Origin of the sequence: Streptomyces physcomitrii, assembly GCF_012273655.1 — a bacterium.
Classification (GTDB): Bacteria; Actinomycetota; Actinomycetes; order Streptomycetales; family Streptomycetaceae; genus Streptomyces; species Streptomyces physcomitrii.
In genome coordinates this window covers 22364-42444 of the sequence record NZ_JAAWWP010000013.1, presented here as the reverse complement: position 1 = coordinate 42444, position 20081 = coordinate 22364, and the positions used below count along the sequence as shown (strand labels likewise).

17 protein-coding genes are annotated in these 20081 nt (G+C 73.1%); 9 read left to right on the top strand and 8 right to left on the bottom strand.

The features are described 5' to 3' along the window. The first annotated feature begins 117 nt into the window (after positions 1-117). Positions 118-1629 (top strand): DNA-binding protein NsdB, encoded by a 1512-nt coding sequence (locus HFV08_RS20790; RefSeq protein WP_168541263.1) that lies wholly within the window; start codon positions 118-120, stop codon positions 1627-1629. A gap of 110 nt (positions 1630-1739) precedes the next feature. Here HFV08_RS20790 and HFV08_RS20785 read toward each other — a convergent pair whose 3' ends face one another. Further along, positions 1740-3161: a PP2C family protein-serine/threonine phosphatase gene (locus HFV08_RS20785; protein ID WP_168541262.1), complete on the bottom strand. Its 1422-nt coding sequence runs from the start codon at positions 3159-3161 to the stop codon at positions 1740-1742. A gap of 154 nt (positions 3162-3315) precedes the next feature. Beyond that, positions 3316-4398 (bottom strand): slipin family protein, encoded by a 1083-nt coding sequence (locus tag HFV08_RS20780; RefSeq protein WP_246341914.1) that lies wholly within the window; start codon positions 4396-4398, stop codon positions 3316-3318. Between the two features lie 241 nt (positions 4399-4639). On the opposite strand from HFV08_RS20780, the gene HFV08_RS20775 reads away from it, so the two are divergent. Together HFV08_RS20775 and HFV08_RS20770 are read left to right on the top strand one after the other, a co-directional pair. Beyond that, entirely contained in the window at positions 4640-5113 is a 474-nt protein-coding gene (locus HFV08_RS20775; protein WP_168541261.1) for a DUF5709 domain-containing protein, read from the top strand. Between the two features lie 339 nt (positions 5114-5452). Then, positions 5453-6688 carry a polysaccharide deacetylase family protein gene (locus HFV08_RS20770; RefSeq protein ID WP_376770680.1) on the top strand — a complete coding sequence of 412 codons (1236 nt, stop codon included), beginning with the start codon at positions 5453-5455 and terminating at the stop codon, positions 6686-6688. A gap of 79 nt (positions 6689-6767) precedes the next feature. On the opposite strand, the gene HFV08_RS20765 is transcribed toward HFV08_RS20770, so the two are convergent. Together HFV08_RS20765 and HFV08_RS20760 are read right to left on the bottom strand one after the other, a co-directional pair. After that, a complete protein-coding gene (locus HFV08_RS20765; protein WP_168541259.1) occupies positions 6768-7223 on the bottom strand; it encodes a peroxiredoxin in 456 nt (151 codons plus the stop codon). 130 nt (positions 7224-7353) lie between these two features. Further along, complete coding sequence (locus HFV08_RS20760; protein ID WP_168541258.1) at positions 7354-7731, bottom strand: DoxX family protein; 378 nt, start codon at positions 7729-7731, stop codon at positions 7354-7356. 216 nt (positions 7732-7947) lie between these two features. On the opposite strand from HFV08_RS20760, the gene HFV08_RS20755 reads away from it, so the two are divergent. The 3 genes from HFV08_RS20755 to rocD all read left to right on the top strand — a co-directional run bounded on the left by HFV08_RS20755 (position 7948) and on the right by rocD (position 10667). Then, entirely contained in the window at positions 7948-8448 is a 501-nt protein-coding gene (locus HFV08_RS20755; RefSeq protein ID WP_168541257.1) for an Lrp/AsnC family transcriptional regulator, read from the top strand. A 177-nt stretch (positions 8449-8625) separates the two neighbouring features. Further along, positions 8626-9441, top strand: coding sequence for a dimethylargininase (gene ddaH, locus HFV08_RS20750; RefSeq protein ID WP_359710408.1), 816 nt, complete (start codon positions 8626-8628; stop codon positions 9439-9441). Next, the gene (gene rocD, locus HFV08_RS20745) at positions 9438-10667 is read left to right on the top strand and encodes an ornithine--oxo-acid transaminase (protein ID WP_168541255.1); all 1230 of its coding nucleotides are present in this window, start codon (positions 9438-9440) and stop codon (positions 10665-10667) included. Before ddaH ends, rocD begins: the two co-directional genes overlap by 4 nt. Positions 10668-10781: 114 nt before the next feature. Here the strand turns inward: rocD and HFV08_RS20740 are convergent, their stop codons facing one another. Beyond that, positions 10782-11831, bottom strand: a complete 1050-nt coding sequence (locus HFV08_RS20740) for a glucose 1-dehydrogenase (RefSeq protein ID WP_168541254.1) — start codon at positions 11829-11831, stop codon at positions 10782-10784. 292 nt (positions 11832-12123) lie between these two features. Here HFV08_RS20740 and HFV08_RS20735 point away from each other — a divergent pair, with 292 nt between their 5' ends. Both HFV08_RS20735 and HFV08_RS20730 read left to right on the top strand, forming a co-directional pair. Continuing rightward, positions 12124-13572 (top strand): sugar porter family MFS transporter, encoded by a 1449-nt coding sequence (locus tag HFV08_RS20735; RefSeq protein ID WP_168541253.1) that lies wholly within the window; start codon positions 12124-12126, stop codon positions 13570-13572. Next, positions 13569-14768: an FUSC family protein gene (locus tag HFV08_RS20730; RefSeq protein ID WP_168541252.1), complete on the top strand. Its 1200-nt coding sequence runs from the start codon at positions 13569-13571 to the stop codon at positions 14766-14768. The genes HFV08_RS20735 and HFV08_RS20730 overlap by 4 nt, the downstream gene beginning before the upstream one ends. Before the next feature lie 336 nt (positions 14769-15104). Here the strand turns inward: HFV08_RS20730 and HFV08_RS20725 are convergent, their stop codons facing one another. Beyond that, a complete protein-coding gene (locus tag HFV08_RS20725) occupies positions 15105-16088 on the bottom strand; it encodes an ArsR/SmtB family transcription factor (RefSeq protein WP_168541251.1) in 984 nt (327 codons plus the stop codon). 573 nt (positions 16089-16661) lie between these two features. On the opposite strand from HFV08_RS20725, the gene HFV08_RS20720 reads away from it, so the two are divergent. Continuing rightward, positions 16662-17144 carry a GbsR/MarR family transcriptional regulator gene (locus HFV08_RS20720; protein ID WP_376770679.1) on the top strand — a complete coding sequence of 161 codons (483 nt, stop codon included), beginning with the start codon at positions 16662-16664 and terminating at the stop codon, positions 17142-17144. Between the two features lie 106 nt (positions 17145-17250). Here the strand turns inward: HFV08_RS20720 and HFV08_RS20715 are convergent, their stop codons facing one another. Together HFV08_RS20715 and HFV08_RS20710 are read right to left on the bottom strand one after the other, a co-directional pair. Next, positions 17251-18969, bottom strand: coding sequence for a 3-hydroxyacyl-CoA dehydrogenase family protein (locus HFV08_RS20715; RefSeq protein ID WP_168541250.1), 1719 nt, complete (start codon positions 18967-18969; stop codon positions 17251-17253). Further along, positions 18966-19994 (bottom strand): 3-oxoacyl-ACP synthase III family protein, encoded by a 1029-nt coding sequence (locus HFV08_RS20710; RefSeq protein WP_168541249.1) that lies wholly within the window; start codon positions 19992-19994, stop codon positions 18966-18968. The genes HFV08_RS20715 and HFV08_RS20710 overlap by 4 nt, the downstream gene beginning before the upstream one ends. Positions 19995-20081: the final 87 nt, after the last annotated feature.

Genomic DNA, 20081 nt, shown 5'->3' with positions numbered 1-20081 from the left:
AGACACCGGTGGCCCACTGGCACACCATCTGGCGGACCCTGGCGAACCCTGGCGAATAGTCGCTCCGCAACTGACAGCTGGGTACTGTCAACTCAGCCGAGAACCTGGGGGCTTGACGTGAGCGGCGCACCCAACACCCGCCTTTCGGACCTGTTCGGCCTGACCGGCTGGTCCAAGGGCGAGCTCGCGAGACTCGTGAACCGGCAGGCGGCGGCCATGGGCCATCCGCAACTGGCCACGGACACCTCGCGGGTGCGGCGCTGGATCGACCGGGGAGAGATCCCGCGCGATCCGGTGCCGAGGGTGCTGGCGGCGCTGTTCACCGAGCGACTCGGCCGTGTCGTGACCATCGAGGATCTCGGACTGGTCCGCCACGGGCGTGCGGGGAAACGGCTCGTCGGCGGAAGCGAGCAGCATCCCGACGGAGTGCCTTGGGCGCCTGAGCGGACTGCCGCGGTCCTCACCGAATTCACGGGAATGGACCTCATGCTCAACCGACGCGGCTTGGTGGGCGCGGGTGCCGCGCTCGCCGCGGGATCCGCACTCAGCAGCGCCATGCACGACTGGCTGCGCACCGATCCGGCCCTCGCGGCTGCCACCCCCACGACCGACAACCCCCTGCACGCAGAACCCGCCGGGTTCGACCGATACGAAGCCGCCCCCATCGGCTCCCAGGAGATCGAGGAACTGGAACGCTCGGTGGAGGTGTTCCGCGCCTGGGACGCCGCCCGCGGCGGCGGGCTCCAGCGCAAGGCGGTGGTCGGCCAGCTCAACGAGGTGGGCGGCATGCTCAGTTACCGCCACCCCGACCATCTCCACCGGCGCCTGTGGGGCGTCGCCGCCAACCTCGCCGTACTGGCCGGGTGGATGTCGCACGACGTGGGCCTCGAACCCACCGCCCAGAAGTACTTCGTGATCGCCGCGCACGCGGCCCGGGAGGGCGGCGACCGGCCCCGCGCCGGTGAGGCCCTCTCGCGGGCCGCGCGGCAGATGGTGCACCTGGGCCGGCCCGACGACGCCCTGGACCTGATGAAGCTCGCCAAGTCGGGCTCCGGGGACCAGACCCTGCCGCGCACCCGGGCGATGCTCTTCACCATCGAGGCCTGGGCGCAGGCCTCGATGGGCCAGGGGCAGGCCATGCGGCGCACCCTCGGCGCGGCGGAGGACCTCTTCGTCTCGGACAAGGGCGATGTGCCGCCGCCCAGTTGGATGCAGATGTTCGACGAGGCGGACCTGCACGGCATGCAGGCGCTCGCGTACCGCACCCTCGCCGAGCACGATCCCGCGGCGGCGAACACGGCCCAGCGCCACGCCAAGGAGGCGATCGAACTGCGCGCCCAGGGGCGGCAGCGCTCGCAGATCTTCGACTACCTCTCGCTGGCCTCGGCGTGCTTCCTCGCTGACGACCCGGAGCAGGCGGACCGCTACGCGCGGCTCGCGCTGGTCTCCATGGGCTCCAACTCCTCGCACCGGACCTGGGACCGGCTGCGCGAGATGTACCGGCTCACCGGCCAGTACGCCGGGTACCCCCGGATCGAGGAGCTGCGCAGCGAGATCCAGCTGGCGATGCCGAAGCAGGTCGGCAAGGGCACCGGAAAGGGGAAGGGCAAGGGCGGCCGCCCGGTCTGAACACCCCCTCGCCGACACGCATCGCCGCCCGCCCGGACACCGGCACCGGACGCCGGTCACCCCTGCCCGACGACGGACACCGACCCCGTACGCCGACTCCGTACGCCCGGTCAGAGGGGAAGCCGCGCGACGAGCACGCAGGCGTCGTCCTCGCGCTCGATCTCGCCGAACTCCTCGACGATCGTGCGCACACAGGCCTGCGCGGAGCGGGCCCCGGCCAGTCGCGGGGCCAGCGCGAGCAGCCGCTCCTGGGCGGCCGCCCCGGCACGCCGCGGGACCAGCCCGTCGGTGTGCAGCAGGAGTACGTCCCCGGGCAGCAGCCGCTCGGTGCGCTGCTCGTAGACGGCGCCCGAGGTGGCGCCGAGCAGCACACCCTCCGGAGGGGGGAGGGCGCGCCCCGTCCCGTCGCGGAACAGCAGCGGGGCGGGGTGTCCGGCCTGCGCCCAGTCGATGCTCCGGGCGGCGGGGTCGAAGCGGCAGCACACGGCGCTGCCGAGAGCGGGCTGCACGGAGGAGTCCATGAGCTGGTTGAGCCAGCCGAGCAGGCTGCCCGGTTCGGTGCCGGCCACCGCCATGCCGCGCAGGGCGCCGAGGAGCATCGCCATGCCCGAGGTCACGGTCACGCCGTGCCCGGTCAGGTCGCCGACGCTCAGCAGGCTGCGGCCGTCGGGCAGCGGCAGCGCGTCGTACCAGTCGCCGCCGATGAGCGAGGCGGTCGCGGAGGGGAGGTAGCGGGCCGCCAGGTCGAGGGAGCCGCTGCCGTGGGCGCCGCCGAGCGAGCCCCGCCAGGGCGGCAGCACCGACTCCTGGAGCTCCACCGCGAGCCGGTGCTCGGTCTGGGCGAGGTGCAGGCGCCGCTCCAGGAAGCCGCGGCTGTCGTCCAGGGCGCGCTCGCCGCGCCGCAGTTCGCTCACATCGCGCAGCACCCCCCACATCGATCCGGTGCCGCCGTCCTGGTCGAGCACCGGCTCGGCCATCATGTGCACCGTGCGTACGGCGCCGCCCGGGTGCAGCACGCGGAACTCGCCGTCGATCGGCTTCGCCTCGACCAGGCAGTCCATGAGCAGGGCCGTGAGCATCGCCCGATCGTCCTCGTGCGCCAGCGCGGGCAGTTCGTCCAGGGTCAGCGGATCGGCGGCGGGGGAGCGGCCGAGGATCTCGTACAGCTCGCCCGACCAGTTCACCTCGCCGGTGAGCAGATTCCACTCCGCGCTGCCGACCCGGCCGAACAGCGAGGCGGGGGCGGGGACATCGGCCCGGCGGCGCTGTGCGGGCACCTGCTCGGGCCCGGTCGGCGGGGCGGGTCCGTCGCGCAGCTGCGCCAGGTGTTCGTCCAGTTCGTCGAGGTGGCGCACGGCCAGGTCGAACAGGGCCCGCTGCCAGCGCCCCCGCGGATCCCCGTCCTCGGGCGTCCCGCGCCGCACCGCCACCACCTCGCCGCGCAGACCGCGGGTCCGGCTGATGAGGGCGTCGACCGCGTCGCGGCCGGGCGGCCGTCCATCAGGGCGGTCCGGCGAGAGGGGGGAGGGCATGAACACTCCGGTGGGGGCAACGGAATCGGTACGTCCCATTCTGTCAGAACGATCGGTTACGACTCTGACACAGTCGGCGACGGCGCGTAAGGGCTTTGGCAACACCCGATTCGGTGGTGCTCAGGGCATATGACCCCGGCCCGGCTAGGGCGGTCTAGGGGGTGTCGCCGGGATGCCTGGGCGCGGTGCCGGGCGGGACCCGACCGGAGCCCGCCGGGTCCGTCCCGCCGCCGGTGCCCGCGTCCGGTGCCGCGGTTCCGGCCGGGGGTTCGGGCGGGGCCGGGATGGCGCCGGGCGCCTCGGGCAGCGGCATGTCCGGGAGCGACACATCCGGGAGCGCGGCCTCCGGGAAAGGCGGCGGCGGGCCCTCGGTCGTGGTGGGCGTGACGGTGTCCGGGGCGTCCGGTGAGGAGGCGTCCGGAGCCGGGCCGGGGCTCGCGGTGGCACCGGCGGGAGCCTCGGGCCCTGGGGTGTTGTTCTGCTGGGCGCGCTCCAGGAAGCGCAGCAGCTCCACCGGGAAGGGGAGGACCAGGGTGGAGTTCTTCTCCGCCGCGACCGCCACGACGGTCTGGAGCAGCCGCAGTTGGAGGGCGGCCGGCTGCTGGGACATCACCGAGGCCGCCTCGGCGAGCTTCTTGGAGGCCTGCAGTTCGGCGTCGGCGTTGATGACGCGGGCCCGGCGCTCCCGGTCGGCCTCCGCCTGGCGGGCCATCGAGCGCTTCATGGTGTCGGGCAGCGAGACGTCCTTGATCTCCACCCGGTCGATCTGCACCCCCCAGCCGACGGCCGGGCTGTCGATCATCAGCTCCAGGCCCTGGTTCAGTTTCTCGCGGTCGGAGAGGAGGTCGTCGAGATCGCTCTTGCCGATGATGGACCGCAGCGAGGTCTGCGCCATCTGGGAGACCGCGAACCGGTAGTCCTCGACCTGGACGATGGCGTTCGCCGCGTCCACCACCCGGAAGTAGACGACCGCGTCGACCCGGACCGTGACGTTGTCCCGGGTGATGCCCTCCTGTGCGGGCACCGGCATCGTCACGATCTGCATGTTCACCTTGCGCAGCCGGTCGAAGCCGGGGACGACCATCGTGAAGCCGGGGCTGCGGGCCCCGCCGCTGAGCCGCCCGAGCCGGAAGACGATGCCGCGCTCGTACTGCTTCACCACGCGTGCGGCAGCCGCCGTGTACAGGGCGCCCGCGGTGACCAGGCCTGCCCCTGCTGCCAGAAGTTCTTCGAGCATCTTGGCCCCCTGACGCCTCGTACGCCCGTAATGCCATGGTAGGCCGCTTTCGCCCGGTGGTCAGATGCCGCGTACGGACCGGTACGCAGCGTCAGGAGGGCCGGGTCCGGGCTGTTGCGGATCGGCGGCGCAGGAGGACCATGGGAGGCACGCGGGCGGTGCCCGCAGCAGGCGGGACACCGGCCGTACCGGTACCGGGGGTCGCGCGTGCGGCCGCCCGCCGCCCCGGAGGGAGGTCTTCGTGAACGGCGACAACGCCCGCGGCGACGACGTCTACCAGCCGGACGGCTCCGAGGTCCAGGACGACGAAGGTCTCCTGGAGGCCGACGACACCCTCATCCTCGACGAGGTCGCCGATCCGCTCGACGAGGGGTACTCGCCGCCCGAGCGGGCGCTCGGCGTGGAGAGCGTGGGCGTGACGGCCGCCGAGCAGATGCGCGGGGAGTCCCTGGCGGAGCGCCTCGCCGAGGAACTGCCCGATGTGCAGGTGCCGGACGGCCGGGCCTACCGGGACCTCGACGACGACGAGTTCGGCGACGGCGAGGTCGGCGCCGCACGGGCGGGCCGGCTGGTCGCCCCGGACGAGGGCGCCCACGGGAACGTGGAGGGGGATCTGCTCGCCGCGGACGTCGGCATCGACGGCGCGGCCGCCTCGGCGGAGGAGGCGGCGATGCACGTGGTCGACGAGGGCGAGGGGCCCACGTCCTTCGCCTGAGGACTGCAGGTCCTGCATGCGGTTTCGCGGTGCTGTCCGCCGGGTCCGCCTTCTCTCGCGCGGGTGCCCGGCCTCTTTCCCCCGCCTCGCCGCTTTCGGTGCCTCCCGGGCCGCTCGGCACCCCCGGCCCGGCCCCCTGGCCCGCGCCGCCGAGCCTGCCGCCGGACCCCGACGAACCCCGGCCCCTCACTCCACTGCCCGGCGCGCCGGACTGAATGTCGTATTTATCTATTTATGTGATTTATGGTCTGGCATGTCAGTCGCCAAGTCACAACGTGCTGTGCTGCGGCACGGGTTGGGATGCCAGTGAGCGAGATCAGCCGTAGAGGCGCAGTGGGAATGGGGCTGGGACTGGGAGCCGCCGCCGCGGGTCTTGCCGGGTGCGGCACCGTGAGCCGGCCCGGGGAGCACGGGCCCGCCGGGCCGGAACGCAAGGCCGCGCCGGGCGCCGACTCCGCGCGCCGGAGCGCGCCGCGGCTCATCGGGGACGGCTCGACCGCGTACACCGGCAGACAGCCGAACCAGCCCGCGGAACCCGTACGGCTCGAACCGGGCGAGACGCCACCGCAGTTCGTGGTCTTCTCCTGGGACGGTGCGGGCGAGGTCGGCAACGGGCTCTTCCCCCGCTTCCTGAAGCTCGCCGAGGAGCACGGCGCGCACATGACCTTCTTCCTCTCCGGGGTGTACCTGCTCCCGGAGTCCAAGCGCCGCCTGTACCGGCCGCCGAACAACACGGTCGGCGCCTCGGACATCGGCTACCTCTCCGACCCGCACCTCAAGGAGACGCTGCGGTACGTGCGCCAGGCCTGGCTCAACGGCCATGAGATCGGCACCCACTTCAACGGCCACTTCTGCGGCGGCAGCGGCAGCGTGGAGCACTGGACGCCCGCGCAGTGGCGCAGCGAGATCGAGCAGGCCAGGGAGTTCATCAAGACCTGGCGGACGAACACCGGCTGGGCCGACGACGACCCGCTGCCCTTCGACTACGACAAGGAACTGGTCGGCGGCCGCACCCCCTGCCTGCTCGGCCAGGGCAATCTGCTGCCCACCGCCCGCGAGATGGGCTGGCGCTACGACGCCTCCTCGCCCGGCGGCGTACAGCGCTGGCCGCGCAAGAAGCAGGGGCTGTGGGACCTGCCGCTCCAGGGGATCCCCTTCCCCGGGCACAGCTTCGAGGTCCTGTCGATGGACTACAACATCCTCGCCAACCAGTCGCTCAACAGCACCCGGGCCCCCTCGTACAACTACCCGGCCTGGCGCACCCAGGCGACCGGGGCCTATCTCGCGGGCTTCCGCCGGGCCTACGAGACCAACCGGGCGCCGCTGTTCATCGGCAACCACTTCGAGGAGTGGAACGGCGGGATCTACATGGACGCCGTCGAGGAGACGCTGAAGCGGGTCGCGGACGAGAAGGAGGTGCGGCTGGTGTCGTTCCGTCAGTTCGTGGACTGGCTGGACGCGCAGGACCCGGCCGTCCTCGACCGGCTGCAGAGCCTGGAGATCGGCGAGCGGCCCGCGGGCGGCTGGAAGAAGTACCTCGCCGCGGCGGGCAAGGGCGCGGCCGCCGTCTCCTGAGCGGCCGTGGCGGGGCCCGGCGCGACGTGCCGCGCGCCGGGCCCTCCTTGTCGCAAGGTCCCGTACGACCCCGCGGCGCTCAGGCGGACAGCCCGCGCAGGGCCGCCAGGGCGCGGTCCGCGTGGGCGCTCATGCGCAGTTCGCTGCGGACGATCTCGACGACCCGCCGGTCGGTGCCGATCACGAAGGTGGCCCGCTTGGTCGGCAGCACCGTGAGGCCCCGCTTGACGCCGAAGCGTTCCCGGACGCCGCCCTCGGGGTCGGAGAGCAGCGGGTAGCCGAGGGTGTGCTTGCCGGAGAACTCCTGCTGGCGCGCCACGCTGTCGCCGCTGACGCCGACCGGGCGGCCGCCCGCGGCCCGGAACTCCGCGGCCAGGTCCCGGAAGTGGCAGGCCTCGGCGGTGCAGCCCGGGGTGAGCGCGGCCGGGTAGAAGAAGAGCACCACCGGGCCCTCGGCGAGCAGGCCGGTCAGGCTCCGCACCTCGCCGTTCTCGTCGGGCAGTTCGAAGTCCTCGACCAGGTCACCGATCTTCATGTGTGCTCCTCCGCCGATCTGCTGATGCGCTGACGTACCGCGGTCGCGGTGCCGATGTGCTGCGGTGCCGGCCTGCTGAGCCGCCGGTGCCCGGGCGGCGGGTACGGGCCGTCCGCGCCGCCCGCCCGGCTCAGGGCTGCCCTGCCTTCTTGCCGACCTGGTGCGCCCACAGGACCAGCGGCGCCTGGAGCGGCAGCCGGGCCAGCGCGGCGTTGCGCAGCGGGGCGGGCTTCGTGCGCCAGTCGAGGGCCATCTGGACGTTGCCGGGGAAGACGCCGACGAAGAAGGCGGCGGCCGACTTCGCGGCGATCCGGCGGGTCCGCGGCCAGGCGACCCCCGCGGCGAGCGCGAACTCCACCGCCGCGCTGGCCTGGGTCCAGGTGCGGGCCGGGCCGGGCAGGACGCGCGGCACCATCGCGTCGAAGACCCGGGGGGCGGCGAGATGGGCGAGGCCTGCTCCGGCGAGCAGTCCGGCGAGGAGTTTCGGGGAGCTGATGTTCTGCGGCATGTGGGCTCCTTGAGGGATTTCCCGGGAGCCTACTAGACGGTAAGTAAACGGGGTGAGGGGTGTCGGGCGGCTCGTGGGGGAGTGCGGGGCCGCCGTCCTGGGCAGCCACGTCGGCGGGAGCTCGCGCGAAGGGGGCCGGGTGCGCGAAGCTCCAGGTGACGCGCGGCGGCACCGCGCACCCGGCGGACCGACCAGGAAGGCAGGAGCACCCCGTACATGGCACATCAGCCGGTGTCCCTCGACCCACTCGACCGCAAGATCCTCGCCGCCCTGGTGGCGAACGCCCGCCGCAGCTTCGTGGAGATCGGCCAGGAGATCGGCCTCTCCCCGGCGGCCGTCAAACGCCGGGTCGACCGCATGCGCGAGAGCGAGGTCATCACCGGCTTCACCACCGTGGTCCGCCCGAGCGCCCTCGGCTGGCGCACCGAGGCCTACGTCGAGGTCTTCTGCGAGGGCGCCGCCCCGCCCCGCAGGCTCGCCGAGGTGGCCCGTACCTACCCGGAGGTGGTCGCCGCCATGACGGTCACCGGGGGCGCCGACGCCCTGCTGCACATCCGCGCCGCCGACATCGAGCACTTCGAGGAGGTGCTCGAACGCATCCGGGCCGAGGACTTCGTGCGCCGCACCAACAGCGTCATCGTCCTGACCCATCTGCTGCCCGGCTCGCCCGACGCCGGGGCCTCGGCCCCGCCGCGCGGCGCCGAGGGGGTCTCCTGAGCCCCAACCCTCCAGCGGGGCGGGAGGATTGGGGCGCCGTGAAAAGAAACCCCGCACCGCGCGCGATGGACGCAAAACTCCTGCGAGTACACGCAATCCACAGGCGTTGTCGCAGATCACCGGTGTTCCTACCGTGGAGACATCCCCGCGTTTGCCCTACGGCGAGAGGAAACCCCTGTGCCGTCCACGCCCGCTGCCCGAACGCGCAGATACCTCATGTGCGAGCCGCGCTACTTCGACGTGACCTACGCGATCAACCCCTGGATGACCGGGGGCGCGCCGGTCGACCCGGCCCTGGCCCTCGCCCAGTGGCAGGAGCTGGTCGACACCTACCGCTCGCTCGGGCACACCGTGGAACTCCTCGAACCGGTGCCCGGGCTGCCCGACATGGTCTTCGCGGCCAACGGCGCCGCCGTGGTCGGCGGCCGGGTCCTCGGCTCCCGCTTCTACGCCCCCGAGCGGGTGGCGGAGGCCCCGGCGCACCAGGCCTGGTTCAAGGCGGCGGGCTTCGACGTACGGGAGCCCGAGTTCGTCTGCGAGGGCGAGGGCGACCTGGTGACGGTCGGCCGGCACCTGCTCGCGGGCACCGGCTTCCGCACCGCGCTCGCCGCGCACCAGGAGGCGCAGGAGTACCTTGGGATCCCGGTGGTCAGCCTGCATCTGACCGACCCGTACTTCTACCACCTCGACACCGCGCTGTTCGCCCTCGACGACGAGAACATCGCCTACTACCCGGAGGCCTTCTCGCCGGGCAGCCGGGAGGCGCTGCAGCGGCTGTACCCGGACGCGATCCTGGCCACCCGCGAGGACGCCTTCGCCTTCGGCCTCAACGCCGTCTCCGACGGCCGCCATGTGATCGTCTCGCCGGGCGCCGGGCAGCTCACCGCCCAGCTCGCCGAGCGCGGCTACGAACCGATCCCCGTCGATCTGTCCGAACTGCACAAGGCCGGCGGAAGCGCCAAGTGCTGCACCCAGGAGGTACGTCCCGCATGACCGCTCAGCCCCAGAACACCGGCCGCCGCTCCTCGGCCGAGCTGATCCACGCCGAGGAGTCCCGGCTCGCGCACAACTACCACCCGCTGCCGGTGGTGGTCGCGAAGGCCGAGGGCGCCTGGGTCGAGGACGTCGAGGGACGCCGCTACCTGGACATGCTGGCCGGGTACTCGGCGCTGAACTTCGGCCACCGCCACCCGGCGCTCATCGAGGCCGCGCACCGCCAGCTCGACCAGCTCACCCTGACCTCGCGGGCCTTCCACAACGACCGCCTGGCCGGCTTCGCCGAACAGCTCGCCGACCTCACCGGCCTCGACATGACGCTGCCGATGAACACCGGCGCGGAGGCCGTGGAGAGCGGCATCAAGCTGGCCCGCAAATGGGCCTACGAGGTCAAGGGCGTCGCCCCGGACCAGGCGAACATCGTGGTGGCCGCGGGCAACTTCCACGGCCGGACCACCACCATCGTCAGCTTCTCCGACGACCCGGTGGCCCGCGACGGCTTCGGCCCCTTCACCCCGGGCTTCCGCACGGTGCCCTACGACGACCTGGCCGCCCTGGAGGCCGCCGTCGACGAGAACACGGCCGCCGTGCTGATCGAGCCCATCCAGGGCGAGGCCGGGGTGCTCATCCCCACCGACGGCTACCTCGCCGGGATCCGGGAGCTGACCCGGCGCGCCAATGTGCTGTTCATCGCCGACGAGATCCAGTCGGGCCTCGGCCGCACCGGCACCACCCTGGCCGTGGCGCACGAGGCCGTCCTGCCCGATCTGCTGCTGCTCGGCAAGGCGCTCGGCGGCGGCATCGTGCCGGTCTCGGCGGTGGTCGGCAGGCGCGAGGTGATGAGTGTGCTCGGCCCCGGCCAGCACGGCTCCACCTTCGGCGGCAACCCGCTGGCGGCGGCCGTCGGCAGCGCGGTCGTCGGCCTCCTGGAGACCGGCGAGTTCCAGCAGCGCGCCAAGGACCTCGGTGTGGTGCTCGCCGACCGGCTCTCCGCCCTGGTCGGGCACGGGGTGGTCGGCTACCGGGCGCGCGGCCTGTGGGCGGGCGTCGACATCGACCCGGCCTTCGGCACCGGGCGTGAGATCAGCGAGCGGCTGATGGCCGAGGGCGTCCTGGTGAAGGACACCCACGGCTCGACGATCCGGTTCGCCCCGCCGCTGTCGATCAGCGAGGAGGACCTGGTCTCCGGGCTCGGCGCGCTGGAGACCGTACTCGCGGGCTGAGACCGGCCGGTCCGTACGGCCGAGCGGCAGGTACGGACCGGAGGCACGGACAGCGCGAGTGGCGGCGCGGGCGTGAGAGCCCGCGCCGCCACTCGCGTACGGCGGACCCCGGGCTCAGGCCTGCAGGTCGACGACGACCTTCACGTCCTCGGGCCGCTTGTGCAGGAACTCCGGGGTGAAGCCGCTCAGCGGGACCTTGCGGGTGATCAGCCGCCGCAGCCAGCGCAGATCCGCGTCCGCGAGCGCCTCGGCGGCCTGCTCGAAGTTGCGCCGGTTGGCGTTGACCGAGCCGAACATCACCGTGTTCTCCAGGACCATCTCCTTGTTGCTCTCGTCCAGCGGCACCGGGGTGCGCCGGGAGTCCGAGGCGATGCCGGTCAGGCAGATCACCCCGGAGGGGGCCACCTTGCCGGTGAGGTCGAAGACCAGCGGACCGTGCCCGGTGGTGTCGACGATCAGCTCCGGGGTCACCTCGGCGTCGTCCAGGGAGCCCACGTGGAAGGTGGCGCCGAGGTCCTTCACCAGCTGCGCCTTGGGCTCGTCCCCGTTGACGTCCAGGACGTGCACGTCCAGGGCGCGCTGGGCGCCCATCAGCGCCGCCAGCAGGCCGATCGGCCCGGCTCCGGTGACCAGGACCGTCTTCGGGCGCAGCGGGGCCCGGGTGACGAAGCGGTCGATCTGCTCCCAGGCCTTGGCGAGCACCGAGGCCGGTTCGAGCAGGACCCCGCAGTCGCCGAGCCGCGGATCGAGCTTGATGGCGTACTCCGGCTCGATGCGCCAGAGCTGGGAGCCGTAGCCGTCCAGCTCCTTGATGCCGCGCTCGGTGTAGCGGCCGTTGCTGCAGAAGTCCCAGGAGCCGTGCGCGCAGGGCTCGCAGGGCACCGGGTCGGGCCGCCGTACGATGCCCGCCACCAGGTCGCCCGGGGCGAAGCCGCTGCCCGGCGGGGCGTCCCGCACCGAGCCCAGCGACTCGTGGCCGAGGAGCAGGCGCTGCTGACCGGGCGGCACCCAGCCGTAGCCCTCCTCGACGATGTCGGCGTCGGTGCCGCAGAGGCCGAGCAGCAGCCCCTCGACGAGCAGTTCGCCCTGGGCCGGCTTCGCGTCCTGGACCTCCTCGACCCGCACCTGGCCGGGATCTCCGGGGACGACCGTGATCGCCTTCATGATGACTGCGCTCCCCTCGCGGGATGTCGGTGCCCGGCGGCGGGGTGCCGCCCGGACAGGGCTACGACGAGACGTGACCGCCCGCTCACTCCCCGCTCACGCTAGACGCGCCGGGGCCCGGTGTCCCCTCCAGCGCCGCGGGGCACGGCCGGTCGGTGGAATCCGCGTCGGTGCCGCTTGCGGCGGGCGCCCCGGTGGAACCCATGCGCCAGACCGCGCGCGGATCCCCGCCGCCGCACTTCCGCGCGCCGCTCCCGATCCGCCGTACGACGCTCCGGAAGGGCCGCCCTCGATGACGAGCCAGACGAACACGCAGACCGGCGAGGACGAGGACCCCGTCCACCTCTCCGAGCGGGGCATGGCCAGGGCCCGCCGCTGGGCCTGGATGATCGCGCTCGGCGGCTTCCTCTTCGGCTACGACACCGGCGTCGTCTCCGGCGCTCTGCTCTTCGTACGCCGGGAGTTCGACCTGAACTCCTTCGAGCAGGGCAGCGTGGTCAGCATCCTGCTGCTCGGCGCCATGGTGGGCGCGCTCGGCGCGGGCCGGGTCGCCGACCGGCTCGGGCGGCGGCGGACCCTCGCCCTGGAGGGAGTGGTCTTCGCCCTGGGCACCGTGATCGTGGTGACCGCCACCGGCTATCCGATGCTGCTCGCCGGGCGGATCGTGCTCGGCCTCGCGATCGGCGGGGCCTCGGCGACCGTGCCGCTCTACCTCTCCGAGGTCTCGCCGCCGCAGATCCGGGGCCGCAACCTCACCCTCAACCAGCTGATGATCACCACCGGCATCCTGGTCTCGTACCTGGTCGACCTCGCCCTGGCGAGCAGCGGGGAGTGGCGCTGGATGTTCGGCGCCGGTCTCGTCCCGGCGTTCGCCCTGGTGCTCTGCTGCACCCGGCTGCCCGAGTCGCCCTCCTGGCTGATCGCGCGGGGCCGCGCGGACGAGGCCCAGAGGGCCATGCGGCTGGTCACCGAGGACGAGGCGGGCGCCGCCGCGCTCGTGGAGCGCTTCCGGCGCCGGGACGAGCGGGAGGCCCGGGCCGCCGAGTCCGCGCATGTGCACGGCAAGGGCTGGCGGGTGCTGCTCGCGGCGCCCTTCCGGCCCGCCCTGGTGGTGGGGCTCACGGTGGCCGCCGTCCAGCAGCTCGGCGGCATCAACACGATCATCTACTACGCGCCCACCATCATCGAGAACACCGGCCTGACCGCCTCCAACTCGATCTTCTACTCGGTCTTCATCGGCCTGATCAACCTGGCCATGACCCTGGTCGCGGTGCGCTTCGTGGACCGCAAGGGGCGGCGCCCGCTGATGCTCTTCTCGCTGACCGGGATGCTGCTCACGCTGATCCTGATGGGCCTCGCCTTCGTGGCGGACTTCAGCTCCGTCATCGCCCTGGTCTTCATGGTCCTGTACATCGCCTCCTTCGCCGCGGGGCTCGGTCCGGTGTTCTGGGTCCTGGTGGGCGAGGTCTTCCCGCCCTCGGTCCGGGCGGTCGGCTCCAGCGCGGCGACTTCCGTCAACTGGCTCGCCAACTTCACCGTCGGCCTGGTCTTCCTGCCGCTCGCCGACGCCATCGGCCAGGGCGAGACCTTCTGGATCTTCGCCGGGGTCTGCGCCTTCGGGCTCTGGTTCGTCGCGAGGTACGTACCCGAGACGCGCGGCGCGAGCCCCGAGGAGATCCAGGAGGGGCTGGCGAAACGGTTCCACCGCGAGGGCGGGACGAGCGCGGGACGTGGTGCGTGAACCCGCTCAAGCGGCTGCGCGGCGCGGCCCGGGCCGACCTCGCGGGGCTGCGCGGGCCAATGGAGACCGCCGGTCTCGACGCCTGGCAGCGGCTCACCACCAACTTCTGGCCGGTGCTCCAGCAGGCGCTCGCCGCGGGGGCCGCCTGGTATCTGGCCCGCCATGTGGTCGACCACCATCTGCCGCTCTTCGCCCCGATCGCCACCATCGTGGCCCTCAACGCCCCCCGCGGGGAGCGCGGCGTCAACGCGGTACGGCTGATGCTCGGCGTCTCGGTGGGCATCCTGCTCGGCGAGGCGTCCATGGCCGTCATCGGCGGCCACGGCTATCTCACCCTCGGGGCCGCGGTGTTCGCCTCCATGCTGGCCGCGCTCGTCCTCGGCGGGGAGCGCATCGTCATCGCCCAGGCCAGCGTCAGCGCCATCATCGCCATCGCCACCGGCACCGAGGAGGCGGGCCCCCAGCGGCTGACCGACGCGCTGATCGGCACCGGAGTCGCCATCGTCGTCACCCAGTTCCTGCTCCCGGCCGACCCGGTGGTCCTGCTGCACAGCGCGCAGAAGGCCTTCCTCAAGGAGCTGTCCGACTCGCTGTACGTCACCGCCCGCGACCTCGACCGCGCGGACAACAGCCTCTCCGAGAAGTCCCTGGAGCAGCAGCGCGCGGTCCACAACCGCCTGGTGGAACTCGGCGTGGTCCGGATCAGCAGTGTGGACACCGCGCGCCGCTCACCGGTCTGGTGGCGCAGGAAGGACCGCATCGTGCACGAGAGCGAGCACATGGGCCGCCTGGAGGTGCTCGGCGGCAGCTGCCTGATGCTCACCCGGGTCGCCGTCAGCGAGGGGGAGGAGGGCCGGAGCCGGCTCGCCCCGGTGGTGAGCGATCTCGCCAGCATCCTCGGCCGCCTCGCCAAGGACCCCGGCGATGTGGGCACCCGCCAGCGGGCGGCCAACCGGATGCTCGACCTCTCCCGGCACATGGCCGAGTTCGCGGACGCCCCCGGGGCCCCCGCCGCCGACTCCTGGCCGGTGGTGCGCCTGATCGCGGCCGACGTGATGATGTTCGCGGGCGTCGACGAGGACGAGGCCTACGCCGCCGCCCACGAGGGCGCCGAGCAACTCGGCTTCCCCGCGCCCTCGGTGAGCCCCCTGAAGCCGATGATCAAGAGCACCCCGCTGGACAAGTACACGCCCTGAGGCCCGGCGCGCACGCCCGTGCGCCGCGGGATGCGGGCACGTACGTACCCGTACCGGGAGCGGTCGGGCAGGCGCGGTCGCGCGGGCACGAGAAGGGACCGCCGTCTCCCCCGTGGAGTGCGGTCCCCTCGGTCACCGCCGGATCCGGCCCGCCCGTCACGGCGGTGGCCCCCCTCACGGCCGGTCCGCGCGCTGGGGATCCCGGCCGTCCCGGACTCCCGGGCGGTGACGTGCCCGAGCTTCGCCTTCCGTCCCTGGCCGTGCAAGCTTTTCGAGGTTCCTGGAAAAGCGGTGCGCGGGCGCAAAAGCCGTGGCCGCGCGCCCCGGTGGACCGGGTCAGGAGAGCAGGTCGAGTACCGAGTGGCCGCGTTCGGTGCGCCACAGCCGCACCTGCTGGCCGCGGCGCTCGCGCTGGAGCAGGCCCGCCTGTTCCAGCTGGGCGCAGTGGTAGGTGAGGGTGGCGGGGCTGCAGCCGATCCGGACGGCGATCTCGCCCATGGTCAGCGGCTCCTCGCAGGCGCGCAGCAGGGCCGCGCGGCGGGGGCCGAGCAGGAGCGCGAGCGCGTCGGTGCCGCCGTGCGGTTCGGTGCAGTTCTCCCAGAGCCGCCCGACTCCCGGCATCGGGTAGCCGATCCACACCAGGTCGGGCCGGTCCAGGGCGAACATCGAGGCGCCGCTGCCCGAGACGATCGGCACCAGCACAAGACGCCTGCCGTCGAGGCTGAAGTCGCCGGCCTGCTGGTCCGGCAGGCGCAGGCTGCCCTCCCCGTAGCGGAAGCGGCTGCTGACCGAGCCGAGGAGCACGTCCAGGTTGCCGCTCACCGCGGCGGTGCCCACCCGCTCGGTCTCCCGGTGCAGCAGGGCGCCGGCACCCCGCCACACCGGCCGGAACTGGTCCCAGACCGAGCCGAGCAGCCGCGCGTAGGCCCGCAGCCACTCCCGGGGGCGCTCGACCACCGGCTGCCACTGGGGCGGGACGAACTCCGGGAACTCCGTCTCCAGTTCGGTGAGCAGGGTGTCCGGCGAGAGGTCGGCGAGCAGGGCGCACTGGCTGGCCACATCGCCGTCGGGCATGCAGGCGGTGGGGGTGATGCTGTCCGGGATCACCGAGTACGCGGGGGCGAAGAGCGGGGCGAGCACGGCCCCGGAGCCCTCTGGCGCCGCCTGCCTGACCAGGGCCCGCCACCGCTCGGGCACCCCCTGGGACCTGCCGCCGAGGGCGTCCGCGAGCAGCGAGAGCAGGGTGGCGCCCTGGTGCGCGGTCACCGAGACGCGCAGCTGGTCCAGCGGTCCGAGACGCAAGTGCGTATAGCCGTGCATCCGCCTTCCTCCTCCGGCCGTTGCCCTGCCGTCGCCTTCCCGGCTCGCCCGCGCGCCCGCGGTGTCCGCCCGGCGCCTGACCGGCATGGGACAGGCATCGGGCGACTTCCGGCCAGCGTAGCGGCGGTACGCGGGTGCCGGGCCGGCCGATGCGGTGCGGGGGCGGGGCGGGCCCGGGGAGGTCAGGCGGGGTGTGCGCGCACTAGCAGCGCTTTAGGGGCCGAGGTGAGGGTGGTCCTGCCGAGGGCGGCCGGTGCGCCGATGGGGGCGCGGGGCGGTCGGCGGGCCCCGGGTGACCGCGATTTCCTCACCCGGCGGGGGAGTTGTTCCCGTACGCGGGTGTCCGTGCACAGAGGGAGCCGTGACCCTGCGGCGGGGGAAGTCCCAGGGTCACGGCTCCTCGGCCGCGCGGACGGCCGTCTGTGGGGGCGGTTCAGCCGTGGTACGGCTGAGGAGGCGCGGTCCCGCCGGTTGGCCGCCTTCCTGATGTTTCCGAAACTACTCGACTTTCAGAAACTTGTGAAGGCTAATGTTCGTCAGAGTCCGAAAACCGCACCAGGCAGGGGAGTTGGCGTGGACGAGACCCGACCGCGGCGCTACGAGGGAGAGGTGCCGGACTTCGTCGAGCGCTTCGCCGCCGATCTCACCGAGGCAGGCATGCCCAGGATGTCCGCCCGCGTCTTCGCCTGCCTGCTCGCGGAGGACAGCGGCCAGCTCAGCTCCGCCGAACTCGCCGAACGGCTCCGGGCCAGCCCCGCCGCGATCTCCGGCGCCGTCCGCTACCTCTCGCAGATCCACATGGTCGGCCGGGAGCGCGAACCCGGCTCCCGGCGCGAGCGCTACCGGGTCCGCGCCGACATCTGGTACGAGGCCTTCACCGGCCGCGACAAGGAGCTCTCCCGCTGGGAGTCGACCCTGAAGTCGGGCGTGGACGTCCTCGGGCCGGAGACCGAGGCCGGACGGAGACTGGCCGAAACCGCCGACTTCTTCGAGTTCATGCAGAGTGAACTGGCCACCCTGATGGACCGCTGGCGGGCCCGCCGCGCCGGGAGTTGAGCACGGCGCCGGGACGCACCGCTTCGGCGCCCGGCACCGCGCCGGCCCGCGAGAGCGCGCCCGGCGCCCCGCCCTGGGGGGTGGCGGGGCGCCGGGCGCGCCGGTCTCAGTGGCTGCGGAAGCCGCGGCCCGTCTTGCGGCCCAGGTAGCCCGCGCCGACCAGGTGCTCCAGATGCGCCGCCGGGGCGAGCGACTCCTCGTGGAAGGCCGCGTGCAGGCTGCGCTGGATCTGCAGCGAGACATCGAGCCCGATGACGTCGTGCAGGGCCAGCGGGCCGAGCGGATAGCCGCAGCCCTGCGCCATCACCGTGTCGATGTCCTCGGCCGGTGCCCGGTGCTCCTCCAGGAGCCGCACCGCGTCGTTGAGGTACGGGAAGAGGAGGGCGTTGACGATGAACCCGGCGCGGTCCGCGCAGGCCACCGGGTGCTTGCCGAGGTCCGCGCAGACCCGGTGCGCGGTGGCCAGCGCGTCCGGCGCGGTCAGCACGGTGCCGACCACCTCGACCAGCTTCATCACCGGCGCCGGGTTGAAGAAGTGCATGCCGACCACCGAGCCGGGCCGCCGGGTGGCCATCGCGCACTCGACCACCGGCAGGCTGGAGGTGGTGGTGGAGAGCACCGCGTCCGGGCGGCTGGCCCTGTCCAGGGCGCCGAAGATCTGCCGCTTGACCGGGAGTTCCTCGGCGACCGCCTCGATCAGCAGATCGCAGTCGCCGAGCGCGCCGAAGTCGTCGGCGGGCAGCAGCCGGTCCAGGGCCGTCGCGGCGACCTCCGCCGAGAGCTTGCCGCGGCTCACCCCGCGGTCCAGGGAGCGGCCGACCCCGGCGACCGCCTCCTTCGCCTTGACCTCGGAGCGGGCGGTGAGCACCGTCGCGTAGCCGCTGCGGGCGAAGACCTCCGCGATGCCGCGCGCCATGGTGCCGGAGCCGACGATGCCGACCTGCCGCACCGGACGCGGTTCGCCGAGCCCGGGGCTCGCGGCCACCGGCCGGCCAGGCGCGTCGGCGGGGTAACTGTAGAAGCCGCGGCCGGACTTCACGCCGAGCAGGCCCGCGGTGACCATGTGGGTGAGCAGCGGCGGCGGCAGGAAGCGCCGCTCGCCGGTGAGGCGGTGCAGCCCGCGCAGGGTGTCGAGCGCTGTGTCCAGGCCTATCAGGTCGAGGTGGGCGAGCGGCCCGAGGGGCAGTCCGCAGCCCAGCGTCATCGCCGCGTCGATGTCGTCGCGGGAGGCGTAGCGCCGCTCCAGCATCGCGACGGCGCCCGCGAGGTAGGCCATGAGCAGCCCGCCGCCGGTGAAGCCCGGCAGGTCGGTGGAGTCCACGGCGGTACGGCCGAGTTGGGCGACCAGCTCCGTGGTCCGCTCCCGCACCTCCGGGTCGGTGACCGGGGTGGCGACCACCTCGACCACGCCGCCGTCCGGGGCGTGCCCCACCGGGTGCAGGCCGATGGTCCGCGGCAGGCGCCCGGTCTCGGCGGCGACCTGGGTGACGGAGAGCGCGGTGGTGGTCGCGAGGATCGTCGCGGGCCCGCAGACCTCGCCCGCCCGGCGCAGCACCGCGGCCTTCAGGGCGAGGTCCTCGGTCACCGCCTCGATGACCAGCCCGCTGCCCGCGACGGCGTCCGGGTCCAGGGTGTACGTGACCTGCTCCGCCGCCTCACCGGCGGCCTGCCGCACCGCCTCCCGGCCCCGGGCGAGCGAGGCCTCGTCGGCCTCCACGGCGGTCACCCGCGCGCCGGTGCGCAGCAGGGAGGCGGTCAGGGCGGAGCCGATGGTGCCGAGTCCGAAGACCGCGACGGAGTCGAAGGCGGGCGGTGCGGACGTCATACGGTTTCCTTTCGATGGGCGCGGGCGGCCGGACCGTCCCAGCGCACGAGCGCCGAGCCGAGCGACATACCGCCGCCGAACCCGGTGAGCAGCAGCACGTCCCCGTCGCCGAAGGCGCCCGAGCGGTGCGCCTCGTCGAGGGTGATCGCGATGGAAGCGGCGCTGGTGTTGCCGTGCCGCTCCACGGTCAGATGGGTGCGCGCCCGGTCGAGACCGAGTTCGGGCAGGAGCTTCGCGAGCATCACGCCGTTGGCCTGATGCGGAATGAAGTGGTCGATGTCGGAGTTCCGCAGACCGCCGGAGGCGATGACCTCCCGTACGGCGGGCGGCAGTTCGGCGGCGACGAATTCGCTCACCCCGCGGCCGTTCATACGGAAGTGGTGCAGGCCCTCGGCGACGGTCTTCTCGGAGGCGGGCAGCCGGCTGCCGCCCGCCTCGACCCGGATGAGGTCCTCGGTGCCGCCCACCGTGGAGAGCTGCGAGCCGATCAGGCCGTGGCCGGATCTGACCGGTCCGAGGACCGCGGCGCCCGCCCCGTCGCCGAAGAGGATCGCGGTGCGCCGGTCCTCGCGGTCGATGATCCGGGAGTAGGTGTCGGCGCCGATGACCAGTCCGTATCCCGGGCCGTCCGGTCCCGGCGCGGCGAGCAGCCGGGCGGCGGTGACGAGGCCGAAGACGAAGCCGCTGCACACCGAGTTGAGGTCGAAGGCCGCCGCGTTCACCGCGCCGATGCGGTCCTGTACGAGGCAGGCGGTGGCCGGCTGCGGGCTGTCCGGGGTGGAGGTCGCCAGGAGGATCCAGGACAGCTGGGCGGCGTCCAGTCCCGCCGAGTCGAGCGCGGCCCGGGCCGCCTCCACCGCGAGGTCGGATGTCGCCTCCGAATCGGCGGCGTAACGGCGTTCCCGGATACCGGTCTTGCGCGCGATCCACTCCTCGGTGACCCCGGCCCGTTCGGCGACGACGGCATTGGAAACTCTGTCAGCAGGAAGATACGACCCGGTGCCCAGTATTCCTATTCCTGTCATGCTGCGGGGCTCCTGATGGTTGCGGTCGAACGCGAATAGCCGGAAAGTAATTCACCGCGCACTGCTCGCATGGGATATTCGGCCATG